Annotated in this window: 9 protein-coding genes; 7 read left to right on the top strand and 2 right to left on the bottom strand. The window is 39.4% G+C overall.

Annotated features, from left to right (window positions below; all coding sequences use genetic code 11):
• Positions 1-279 precede the first annotated feature (279 nt).
• On the top strand, positions 280-2,532 hold the full coding sequence (locus tag KV40_RS32070; RefSeq protein ID WP_052055518.1) for an EAL domain-containing protein: 2,253 nt from the start codon (positions 280-282) through the stop codon (positions 2,530-2,532).
• Positions 2,533-2,570: 38 nt separating this feature from the next.
• On the opposite strand, the gene KV40_RS09985 is transcribed toward KV40_RS32070, so the two are convergent.
• Together KV40_RS09985 and tyrS are read right to left on the bottom strand one after the other, a co-directional pair.
• Complete coding sequence (locus KV40_RS09985; protein ID WP_253274214.1) at positions 2,571-3,131, bottom strand: hypothetical protein; 561 nt, start codon at positions 3,129-3,131, stop codon at positions 2,571-2,573.
• Positions 3,132-3,138: 7 nt separating this feature from the next.
• Positions 3,139-4,452 carry a tyrosine--tRNA ligase gene (gene tyrS, locus KV40_RS09990; RefSeq protein WP_081942818.1) on the bottom strand — a complete coding sequence of 438 codons (1,314 nt, stop codon included), beginning with the start codon at positions 4,450-4,452 and terminating at the stop codon, positions 3,139-3,141.
• A gap of 405 nt (positions 4,453-4,857) precedes the next feature.
• Here tyrS and KV40_RS09995 point away from each other — a divergent pair, with 405 nt between their 5' ends.
• The 6 genes from KV40_RS09995 to trmB all read left to right on the top strand — a co-directional run bounded on the left by KV40_RS09995 (position 4,858) and on the right by trmB (position 12,029).
• Positions 4,858-6,669, top strand: coding sequence for an ABC transporter ATP-binding protein (locus tag KV40_RS09995; protein WP_036480435.1), 1,812 nt, complete (start codon positions 4,858-4,860; stop codon positions 6,667-6,669).
• 188 nt (positions 6,670-6,857) lie between these two features.
• The gene (locus KV40_RS10000; protein WP_036480437.1) at positions 6,858-7,409 is read left to right on the top strand and encodes a hypothetical protein; all 552 of its coding nucleotides are present in this window, start codon (positions 6,858-6,860) and stop codon (positions 7,407-7,409) included.
• Positions 7,410-7,639: 230 nt separating this feature from the next.
• Complete coding sequence (gene ilvB / locus KV40_RS10005) at positions 7,640-9,499, top strand: biosynthetic-type acetolactate synthase large subunit (protein WP_052055519.1); 1,860 nt, start codon at positions 7,640-7,642, stop codon at positions 9,497-9,499.
• 193 nt (positions 9,500-9,692) lie between these two features.
• Entirely contained in the window at positions 9,693-10,535 is an 843-nt protein-coding gene (locus KV40_RS10010; protein ID WP_036480439.1) for a universal stress protein, read from the top strand.
• Between the two features lie 282 nt (positions 10,536-10,817).
• Positions 10,818-11,354: a DUF4330 domain-containing protein gene (locus tag KV40_RS10015; RefSeq protein WP_036480441.1), complete on the top strand. Its 537-nt coding sequence runs from the start codon at positions 10,818-10,820 to the stop codon at positions 11,352-11,354.
• A 42-nt stretch (positions 11,355-11,396) separates the two neighbouring features.
• Positions 11,397-12,029, top strand: a complete 633-nt coding sequence (gene trmB, locus KV40_RS10020; protein WP_036480442.1) for a tRNA (guanosine(46)-N7)-methyltransferase TrmB — start codon at positions 11,397-11,399, stop codon at positions 12,027-12,029.
• Positions 12,030-12,282 lie beyond the last annotated feature (253 nt).

Consider the following 12,282-nt stretch of genomic DNA (forward strand, 5'->3'; position numbering starts at 1 on the left):
AGTAAGAAAATCGACGTAGTTATTATTTAACTCAATCTAAAAAATTATATTAATTTTCAGAATTTTTTGCTTTGTTTAGAGCGCAATTTTAGAAGGGCGGTCGCTTTCAATGTTAACAAATTAGACAACTTCAGTACCAATACTTAATTGATTGTACTTAGTGAAACTTTTTTTAAATTTTCGGGCTAAAAATACCAGTAATTTAACCTATTACGAAGTTTGAATAAAGTAAGTTAAAACTAAATAGATAAAATTTCAAACGATTAAAAAAATATTTTTATGGTTGCTTTAGTAGATTGCAAGCGTCAAAAAACAATTCTTTTGGTTGATGATACGCCTGATAATCTACAGCTTATATTTAAATATCTCAAAGATTTTGGTTATAAAGTTCTGGTAGCACAGAGCGGTAAAAAGGCAATTAAAACAGCTAAAAAAATGTTGCCAGACCTCATTCTTTTAGATGTAATGATGTCTGAAATAAATGGATTTGAAACCTGCCGCCATTTGAAAGCCGATAATAGTACTAAAAACATACCAATTATATTTATGACTGCCCTGTCAGAAACCTCAAGTAAACTAACGGGTTTTAAACTAGGTGCAGTTGACTATATTACCAAGCCAATCGATCGCCAAGAATTACTAGCACGTATTCACACCCATCTTTCTTTACAAAATTTAAATCGTTGCCTGGCATTAGAAGTCAAAAAACAAAAGTTACTGTTCGATATTACCGATCGCATTCGACAAACATTAAATCTTCAAGCGATTTTTCAAACCGCTACCGATGAAATTTTGCATTTTTTGGAGTGCGATCGCTTGTCCCTGGTATCTATAAATAATGCCATAATTTGTATAGAGGCTCAGTCTATAGCTGATAATTTAACAGCTAGTCTGTTACCAATTACCTTAGATTCTATTTGTCCTAGTGAAGAACAATACCATCGTTATCTCAAAGGCAAGAGCGAAATTTTTGAATACAGAAATCGTTCTGAAAACTTAGTCAATATTGAGTCTCAACTGCTAGCAGTCGTGCCAATTTTGCTAAACCAAACCGCACGGACAAAGAATTCGAGTTTGTTATGGGGATGGTTGGTTGCCGAACGCCACTCTTTAACCAAATGGCAAGAAGGAGAAATAAATTTACTTCAACGTTTGACTACTCAGTTAGAGATTGCGATCGAACAAGGTCTGCTATACAAAAGACTTCGAGAAGCCAACGTACAACTCAAACAGTTAGCTATGTGCGATCCTCTGACCAAAATTTTTAACCGACGTTATTTCGAGCGACAAATATATTTAGAGTGGCGCAGAGCGATCAGAATTCCTGCTGCACTGTCGTTACTGATGTGTGATGTCGATTTGTTCAAAGTTTACAACGATACTTACGGTCATCAGCAAGGAGATGAGTGTTTGCGTCGAGTGGCTGGAGCTATTGCTTCTGCTGTTAAGCGACCCGCTGATATTGTAGCTCGCTATGGAGGCGAAGAATTTGCAGTAATTTTACCTCATACACCGTTGCGAGGAGCAATTGAAGTTGCCGAAAATATTAGAGCCAAGGTTAGAGAACTAAATATTTCTCATGCTAATTCATCGGTGATTTCTACGGTAACTCTGAGTATAGGAATAGCCAGTACTTTTCCCAATGCTAAAGATAATCCTGCTTTGCTGATCGAAGCTGCCGACCGAGCATTATACACGGCTAAAAGTCGAGGCAGAAACTGCATTAGTATTTATCGAGACGATATTTCTCAATCGAAATCAGAACAAGCTCGCGAACTACAGTGGAGCAAGCGATTACGGCAAGCACTACAAGAAAATTTGTTTGTGTTGTATGCTCAACCAATTACTTCCCTAAGTTTGGACGACCGCAAGCAGTATTTTGAAATTTTGCTACGATTATCCGATCGACACAACCGTGTAATTGCTCCCAATACATTTTTAGATATTGCCAACCGCAATTTTTTAATGCCCAATATTGATACCTGGGTAGTCGAAAATGTGTTGGCAACTTTAGCTAGTGGCGATCGCTGTAATTGGGAAAATCATCGCTTTTCGATCAATCTTTCAGGGGCATCTTTAAACGATGAAAATTTTCTTAAGTTTTTAACCACCAGACTTAAAGACTATCAGCTTCCTCCCCAACTTTTTTGTTTTGAAATTACCGAAACCATAGCTATTTCCAATCTCAACTCAGTTTCTACTTTTATTAAAACTTTGAAAGATCTTGGCTGTAGTTTTGCCTTGGATGATTTTGGCAAGGGTATGTCTTCTCTGACATATTTAAAGAATTTGTCTGTAGATTATTTAAAAATTGATGGCTCATTTATTCGCGCTTTAGATCGAGACAACGTATCGAGAGCGATGGTTGAAGCAATTAATAATTTGGCGCAAGTAATTGGCTTAAAAACCGTAGCCGAATTTGTAGAAAATCAAGATATTTTAGATGCCTTACGAGCTCTTAAGGTAGATTACGCCCAAGGATATCATCTCGGTCGTCCTGAAAAATTTACCAATCTTTTGCTCCGAACATAAGTACGGGTAAGGCAGCGCCTTGCCTCTACAGATTCAATTTACTTTATCTTGCCTGCTCGACAATCTCTCAGCCATAGCTGAACTCCTTGTCCGAGGATACCATTACTAGTTTCGCGGGGTGGGGTAGGTGGACGCAATTCTGACTCATTACCAAAGCGAGAAAACATCATCACCATACGCCATCCGCTATCAGAAGGAGTTAAAAACAACCAGTGATAGGTTTGTATTTCTCTAACTTGGCGATCGCTGTATTGACGTTCTAAAACTGTAAAAAATATCTGCTCTGGTGATTGTGAATCAATTGGCTCGTATTGAAGATTGGGAAGATTTAACGGCACAAAGTTGGCTCTTCCTGCTGAAATAATATAGTTATCAATTACCTCTCGATCTAAATCTTTGGTTCTTTGAATTACGCGGTTGGCATAGTTTGGTAAATCTTTTAACAGTGAAGCAGTTAAAGTTTCTAGATTGCGATCGCAATTGTTGGCTGTTGGTTCGGCTATAACTTGGCTCAAGGGAAATCTCTCTGCTCCTCCAAACCAAATAATGGCTGACAAGATTAAAATTCGCCATAGTTTGCCCGCGTTTAAATTCATCATTACAATTTTATTGAATTAGACGCACAAACTTTTTCTTACCCACCTGTAAAACTTTCCCTGCTAGTTCTTCAGCCGTGCTAAAAGTAGCATTGACATCGGTAATGCGATCGCCGTCTAGCCTTACCGCACTGCCCTGTATTTGCCTTCTGCCTTCACCACTACTCTTACACAGTCCACTAGCACCTAAAACAAAAAACAGTTTGGCAGGAAACTCTACTTCGGATAAAGAGTATTCTGGCACGCTATCGCCACTAGTAGTATCTCCTTGAAGGACGATTTGCTGTGCGGTTTGCTGTGCCTGTAAAGCTGCGTCTTTACCATGAAATTGAGAAGTCACCTCGATCGCCAATAGCTTTTGACATTCTCTCGGATTATCTGGTAGTTCGTTAAGGTCTAGTTTAGTTAATAATTCAAAATAATCTTTTAAGAGGCTATCTGGAGTTTTTTCTAGCTTGGAATACATCGACAGAGCATTTTCTTTTAGTCCCACGTAGTTACCCAAAGATTTAGACATTTTTTGCACGCCATCCGTACCCAACAAAATTGGTAACAGCAAACCAAACTGGGTACTTTTACCAAAATATCTTTGTAAATCTCTACCGACGGCAATATTAAACTTTTGATCCGTTCCCCCTAGTTCTACATCTGCTGCTACAGCCACTGAGTCATAACCCTGCATCAAAGGATAAAGAAATTCATGGAGAAAAATTGGTTTTTCCTGTCCATAGCGTTCGGCAAAACCTTCTTTCGCTAGCATCTGTCCGACAGTCATCGTCGCTAATAGTTCTTGTATCTGCGCCAAATCGAGTTTGCCCAACCATTCAGAGTTGTAGCGAATTTCCAGCCGTTCGGGGTTGTCGAAATCTAAAATTGGGCGCAGTTGGTCTAAATAACTTTGGGCATTGGCTTTTACCTGTTCTGCTGTTAACTGACGACGCACCTCTGATTTACCAGTAGGATCGCCAATTTGTGCCGTAAAATCGCCAATAATTACTACTGCCGTATGCCCTACATCTTGAAATGCCCGCAACTTGCGAAAGGGGATACTATGACCGAGATGAATATCCGTTCCCGTAGGATCGATGCCCAACTTGACTCGTAAGGGGCGATCGCTCTTAATAATTCGCTGCGCCAGGTTTTCATCGAGATTATCGGAGTCGGGACGATCTGGAAAAATTTCACTCGTACCCCGATATAGCCAATCTAAATTTGAGGCGTTCTTAGCTTGCTCTACGTTTTTAGGGGTCGAATCTTCCAACGAATGCTCTACTTTTGGCAATGCAGATCCTTCAATAATTTTATTTGCTGCGGAAAATGGCATCTTTGTTATCTTTTTCCAGTCAAACCATTAATTGAAGGTATCAAAAAAGCTAGGGTTTATCAAATATATCTGCGGGCGATCGCTACAAGTGCCAATTCCTGAATAATTATCGCTCTTAATTTTTGAATTAGCTGTTTTGGAAACGAGAAACACTAATGCAGAAAAAGAGATCGTTAACGTCAATTGGGTTTAAATTTGTTTTTACTGGCAAACTATAGGCGTTTGTCGCTAAATTAATCATTGAGTTTAAACATAGTATAGTAACCAAAAGTTAATAGCTACAGCTAATTTCAGTAAACTCGCGCTCAGTGCTAATCCGATATTGAGCCGTACTCTATCGCAAACTAGTGTAAACGTTCGATCCTATTCGCTACAGCTTATAAATAAACTATCAACTACAAAATCATGGCATCTTTGCGGGATATAGTTGGTTACTTTGGCAAATATAGAGCGATCGCTATTTTTAGTATTGCCGCTTCTGGATTATTTGAAATTATCGATCTTATCGTTCCTTATGCGATCGGGCAAATTCTCAATGTTCTTTCTGCCCAACCTGTAGATAAACCAGTACAATTTTTAATCGATCGCGCTGCTCTTATTAGCAACTTAGACACCAAACCACTGTCTTTGGTTGTTTTACTCGGCATAATTTTTATCGTCACCGTAGTGAGATCGCCCATTCAGCCCTGGATCGGTTCTTGGTATCACTGGCTAATTGCTTTAAAAGCCAGACGAGACAGCTTTTATAACGTAGTTGCCAAAATTCTTACTCTACCACTAGGATTTTATGACGAAAACAACCCAGGACGCATTGCAGGTAGAATTTCCAGAGGTATAGAAAATCACACCTGGACGTATCCCGAAATTGCAGGTCAGTTATTACCCAAGTTAGCGCGGATTTTGGGTATTTTTGTGATGATTTTGTTTATCGATGGCCCGATTGCGATCGCTTTTTTAATTTCTTTTGTGGCAATTCTCCTTTATAGCCTCAAGCGTCTGAAGATACTGATTGAAAAAGAAGAATTACTAGAAAAACATCAGGAAAGCACTGAAAGCCGTACCTCAGAAATTATTACCAATATTAAAACCGTCAAAGCTTTTGCCAGTGAAGCACGTGAATTACAACGCCAGCAGCGAAGATTTGAGCGTGAATATAAATACGTTACCTATCGCATTCATAAAGGTTATGTAGTTTTGGCGACGCAATTGCGAACCAGTATTCAAAGTTGTGTATTTGTAATTTTGCTATTTACTCTTATTGCTACCGTTAGAGGCAATATTTCTCTGGGTCATTTTATTACCACGCTAACGATTTCTAGTATGGCTTATGCCGAACTCGAACCTATTACTTTATTGTCAGAAACTTTTGCCCGTCGTTCGGCAGCAATGAAGCGGTTTCACGATTTTATGCAGCTTCCTGTTGGGACTGATGCCGCTAGTTTAGTATCAGAAGACGTTAGCGATAATCCCTACAAATTTACGGGCAAGCTAGAATTTTCTCATCTCAGCTTTGGTTACGAGCCTCAGCAGCCAATTCTTAAAGAGATCGATTTGCTAATAGAACCATATCAAACTGTAGCTCTAGTCGGTCGTTCTGGTTCGGGAAAATCAACTCTAATTAAATTGCTATTTCGTTATTTTGAACCAGATTGTGGGCGCATCCTTATCGATGGTGAAGATATTCGTAGTTTAGATACTGCTCGTTATCGTCGCCGTTTGGCAATTGTCCATCAAGATGTAGATATTTTTAACGGTACGCTACTTAGTAACCTCACCTATGGCAATCCTACTGTTAGCTGGCAAGAAGTAGAAAGAACCTGTCAAATTGCTAGAGTCAGCGAATTTATCGATCGCTTGCCTCAAAAATACTTTACTGTAGTAGGCGAAAGAGGGGTACGACTTTCAGGTGGACAAAAACAGCGTTTGGGTATTGCTAGGGCTTTACTTGTCGATCCCGATATTTTAGTCTTTGATGAAGCTACTTCCAGTCTAGATTACGAGTCGGAGCGATCGATTCAACTGGCAATGCGATCTATTTTAGGAACTCGCACTACGATTATTATTGCCCATCGCCTCAGTACGGTTCGCGAAGCCGATAAAATTGTCGTTTTAGATGCAGGGCGAATTGTAGAAGTCGGTAGCCATCAAGAATTATTAAATCGCGGTGGTATATATCATCGACTCAATTCTCTACAAGAAACAGGAGAATTACAGTAAAGTCAATTTTAGTTGAGGTTTTGAATTATTTATTTGGAAATTCTTTTGCAGAATGCGCTCGTTAATTGTCTAATACTAAATCTGATTGATACAAGTCACAATCATAATTCTTCAAGTCCCCCATTGTTGGGGGATTTAGGGGGCGATTAAAAGTAACCTCTACGAACGGGATTTAGTATAAAATTACTATGAAAATTATTGTTTGTCCTGGGATACATCCCACTCAACTGACTGACAGTTTTATCGATAAATTGCAGCCAACAAACCACCAGCTATTAGACATACTAGTTTTTCCTACAGAGCGATATTCAGCATATTCGGCTATAGACCTCGAACGCTGGCTAAAACAATGCCAACTATCTCCTCAAAATGCTCCTCCGTTATTTTTTATTGCTTTTAGTGCGGGAGTAGTAGGCGGTATTGGTGCAGCACTGGCATGGCAACTTCAAGGAGGCAAAGTTAAAGCTTTCGTAGCGATCGACGGTTGGGGAGTTCCTTTGGTTGCTAATTTTCCTGTCTATCGTCTCAGTCACGACTATTTTACGCACTGGAGTTCGGCTTTGTTAGGTAAGGGAAAAGAGAGTTTTTATGCCGATCCTGACGTAGAACACTTAGAATTATGGCGATCGCCAGATCGATGTTGGGGTTGGCGAGTAGTTAGTTCTGGATTGAAAACTCGCTGCACTGCCGCTGAATATTTGCAGTTTATATTACAGCCAAAAAACAATATAGATTTTTAATCCACAAATGTCATCAAAATTTAAGATTTTTCGATTCTTTAGACAGGTCAAAAAGCGATCGCCCGTAAAATCGATCGCCTACCGCTACTAAGATTTGCCTTGTAGACATTAATTGAAAATTAATTTAAACTAAAAGATTCTAGTATAGCGATCGGTATACTAGAGCATTGCATCATAGACAACAAAACTTAAAATAATAATAACAAAGCAAGTAATTACGGTTAGCAAGAGTGGTTTCTACAAGTATTCCCAAAAGTCCACAATCTATCGATCTGCCTCAACGACGTACTGGTGCATTTGCCCTCATTGATAGTCTGCGCCGACACGGAGTCAAACACGTTTTTGGTTATCCAGGCGGTGCTATACTGCCAATTTACGACGAACTTTATCGTGCCGAAGCTAGAGGAGAAATTTCACATATTTTAGTCAGACACGAGCAGGCTGCGGCTCATGCTGCTGATGGCTATGCTCGTGCTACGGGTAAAGTAGGTGTTTGTTTTGCTACTTCAGGTCCTGGGGCGACTAATTTAGTAACGGGTATCGCTACGGCTCACATGGATTCAATTCCTATGGTGGCAATTACGGGACAGGTGGGTCGGGCAGCGATCGGCACCGATGCTTTCCAGGAAACAGATATTTTTGGGATTACTTTACCCATTGTTAAAAACTCTTATGTAGTTCGTCATGCTGAAGATATGGCGCAAACTATTGCCGAAGCTTTTCATATTGCTAGTACGGGTCGTCCTGGTCCAGTATTAGTTGATATTCCCAAAGATGTCGGACTGGAAAAATTTGATTATGTGCCAGTAGCTCCAGGTAAAATTAGATTATCTGGCTATCGTCCTACGGTAAAAGGCAATCCACGTCAAATTAATGCTGCTCTTTCTTTGATTTCAGCAGCAGAAAAACCTTTGCTTTATGTAGGTGGTGGTGCAGTTGCTTCTGATGCTCATCCGCAAATTCGCGAACTGGCAGAACGTTTCCAAATTCCTGTAACTACGACTCTAATGGGACTAGGAGCCTTTGACGAACATCATTCATTATCTGTAGGAATGTTGGGAATGCACGGTACGGCTTACGCTAACTTTGCTGTTAGCGAATGCGACTTATTACTTGCCGTAGGAGCGAGATTTGACGATCGCGTTACTGGTAAGCTAGATGAATTTGCCTCTCGTGCCAAAGTGATTCATATTGATATCGATCCTGCCGAAGTAGGTAAAAATCGCACTCCTGAAGTACCTATTGTAGGAGATGTGCGACAAGTATTAGAGCAAATGCTGGAAAGGGCTAGGGAATCGGACTATTTGACAGACACAAACCGTACTCGTCCCTGGTTGCAACGCATTGCTAACTGGCGAAAAGATTATCCCTTAACTGCCCCTCGACCAGAAGCTGGCATTTCACCTCAAGAAGTAATTGTCGAAATTGGTCGTCAAGCACCCCGCGCCTATTACACTACAGATGTCGGACAGCATCAGATGTGGGCGGCACAGTTTCTAAAAAATGGTCCTCGCCGCTGGATTTCTAGCGCGGGTCTGGGGACTATGGGTTATGGCTTACCTGCAGCTATGGGAGCTAAAGTCGCTCTTCCCGAAGAAGAAGTTATCTGTATCAGCGGCGATGCTAGCTTTCAAATGAATCCGCAAGAACTGGCAACTTTAACCCAATTCGGTATTAAAGTTAAAACCGTAATCATTAATAATGGCTGGCAGGGAATGGTACGTCAATGGCAGCAAGCATTTTTTGGCGAACGTTATTCCTCTTCCAATATGGAAATTGGCATGCCTAACTTTGAACTATTGGCGCAAGCCTACGGCATTAAAGGTATGATAATTAGCGATCGCGGCGAGTTAGAGTCTAAAATTGCTGAAATGCTAGCCCATGATGGTTCGGTTTTAGTTGATGTGCGAGTCACCAGAAATGAAAATTGTTATCCAATGATCGCTCCTGGTAAAAACAATGCACAAATGCTCGGACTGCCTAATGCAAATAAATTAGAAGGAGCAAGCACAACTAACAACTGTAATAAGTGTGGTGTAGAAAATGCTGCTAGCCATAACTTTTGTTCTGAATGCGGCACTAAACTATAGCTGCTGTTAGTAGAAGACAATAGCAAAAATTTTTGGGGGAAATTATCAAACAGGTAATTACCCCCTTCTTTATAAAAAAAATAACTTACTAAACTTTCAGGTTGTTAAGTTTCTTACCTGTTTCCTCTATTAAGGATCGGGTTTGGCAGTAATCTAAGATCGGGAAAAAAGATTAAAAAAATGAGTTAGAACAATGCTTAACAAAATTTTATATGCCGACTCTGGAGCCGATAATGCCAGAGATATGCTAAAAATTCTTCTAGATCTACCAGCATTGAAAAAATCAGAAGTATCGATTTTACGAGTTGTTTCTTCTACCAGTAAAGAAAAAGAAGCTGCTGACAATTTACAAAGTCAGGAAGAGATTGAAAGTCTCAAAGCAAAATTGAGCCAAGAGTGTAAAGTTAATAGTTTAATTCGTGAAGGCGAACCTAAAACTACAGTCTTGAATGTGGCTAAAGAAACCGATGCCGATCTGATTATTATGGGTTCGCGTGGTTTAGGTAAGTTGCAGTCAATCTTGAGCAATTCTATTAGTCAATACGTATTTCAGTTGACCGATCGCCCGATGTTGTTAGTCAAAGACGACATTTACGTTAAGCGATTGAAAAGAGTAGCGATCGCTCTAGATAAATCTCCAGCCTCTCAGTATGCTCTCGATATGGGGTTATTTTTGTTACAAGGTTATCGAGATGCAGAAATAGTTTTGATGCGGGTTAATCCCGACCTCGAACCAAATTTAGCTATGTCTAAAGAGGAAATGGAGCATAATCCAATTCTCGCTCCTGCTGTAGCTAAGGTAAAAGCTAGAGGTCTTGACTATCGCTGTATCGTTACGGGCGGTAGACCTTCTGTAAAAATTTGTAATTTGGTAGCTGAAAACAATATTGACTTACTTATTTTGGGTTCTCCCGAACGCCGACCTTCAGTAGCCAAAAATCTACCAGATCTCGAACGTTTATTAGGTAGTTCTCTATCTGACTACATTAGAATTAAGGCTGACTGTCCCGTACTTCTAGCCAGACAAGAAGAATAAGTAAGTTCGGGCAATTGCGGATATAAAATTTAAGTTAATTTGACGAGGCAGTAAGAACACAATCGAAATAGACGAAAATACAGCTTTTTCGCTTACTTCTAACCTTTTTAACTCAGTTAGAAAAAAATCTACTTGCAACCTTTTGTTTTCTTCTTGCTGCCTTTTCGTATGAAAAGATGATTCCAAGTTTATTAGATTACACTGTCGCTTCAAACAGTAACAAATTTTCTTCGATAATATATACGAGATTAATATTCGAGCAAAAGCTGCCAACTGCTAGTTATGAAAATCATAGATTCTAAAGGTAGATTGTTTAGTAAGGTAAGTATTCTCGATCTCGGTGCTGCTTTAATAATCTTACTAGTCATTATTGGTATTTTTTTCTTTCCTGGCACTCCCGTAACTCAGAGCATAGTCGCTCAAACCAAGTTAAAACCAGTAGAAGTTAAAGTTTTGGTAAGGGGATTGAGCGTAGCCGATTTCGATGGTCTATTAGAAAATTTTGAAACTGACAAAAAATCTAATATTATTATTCGCAATCAGCCTGCGGGAGAAGTGGAAGTTATTGACGTTTCCCCATTGCCAAGAACCACTCCAGTACCACAGCCAGATGGAACAGTAAAAGCTCTTCCCGATCCGCGTCCAGAAATTGCCATGATTCAAGATATGGTCTTAACTTTACAAGGTAGAGCCGAAATCACTAATAATGGTGTTGTTTTAGATAATACTAAAAAAGTGAAAATAGGTACGCCGATTCAGCTTGAAGGCAACATGTATGATTTTAACGGTACTATCATTTCTGTGAATACTGAAGTTTAGTAAATAAATTACGTATGTCAGTTTAAATGGAGGTGTTAACAATTGCCTAAGCTTCGTGTTCGTCAGCATGTCAATCCCCTTACTAAAAAATTTCAACAACCAATATTACTACCAGACTGGAATGAAATTTATTCTCGTTCAAACCGTCCACTTCATTTAGACATTGGCTGTGCTAGAGGTAAATTCTTGCTAAAGTTGGCGCAACTTCACCCAGAAACTAACTTTCTAGGAATTGAAATTCGTCAATCTTTAGTTAATAGTGCCAATCACAAGAAAGCCAAGCTAAATTTGAGCAATTTACATTATCTGTTTGGAAATATCAATAATTCGGCAGTGCCAATCCTAAAATCTTTTGACAACGATGTTTTAAAGTCAGTTACTATTCAATTTCCCGATCCCTGGTTCAAAAACAAACACCACAAACGGCGAGTAGTCCAACCCGATTTAGTTAAGACTCTTTCAGATTATCTAGTTTCGGGCGGAACTATATTTTTACAGTCCGACATTAAAGAAGTAGCTCAAGAAATGTGCGATCGTTTTGCAGCTAATTCTTTGCTGGTTCGCCAACATCAAGGTTGGTTAGAGACTAATCCTTTAGAAGTACCTACTGAAAGAGAACTTTTTGTTCTCGCTCAAAACAAACCTGTGTATCGGACTTTGTTTGCCAAAGCCTAAAAATAATTATTCGCTCGAGCATATTGCTACGTATACGTTTTAGTTGTTAATAAACTAAAAATTGAAAAAAAAATCCTAATTAAGTTGACAAATAAAAATAGAGTAAGTATATTGGTAAATGCGCGGTTGAGAGAGGAACAACTCGAAACCAGCGAAGAACCTAGAAAAATCAATAGTTTGACGAATTTTAAGACACCAAGCCAAAGTTGCTTGAAAAAAACATATACATAGAACGCAAAAGAGCTAAACGATT

Origin of the sequence: Myxosarcina sp. GI1 (genome assembly GCF_000756305.1) — a bacterium.
Lineage (GTDB): Bacteria > Cyanobacteriota > Cyanobacteriia > Cyanobacteriales > Xenococcaceae > Myxosarcina.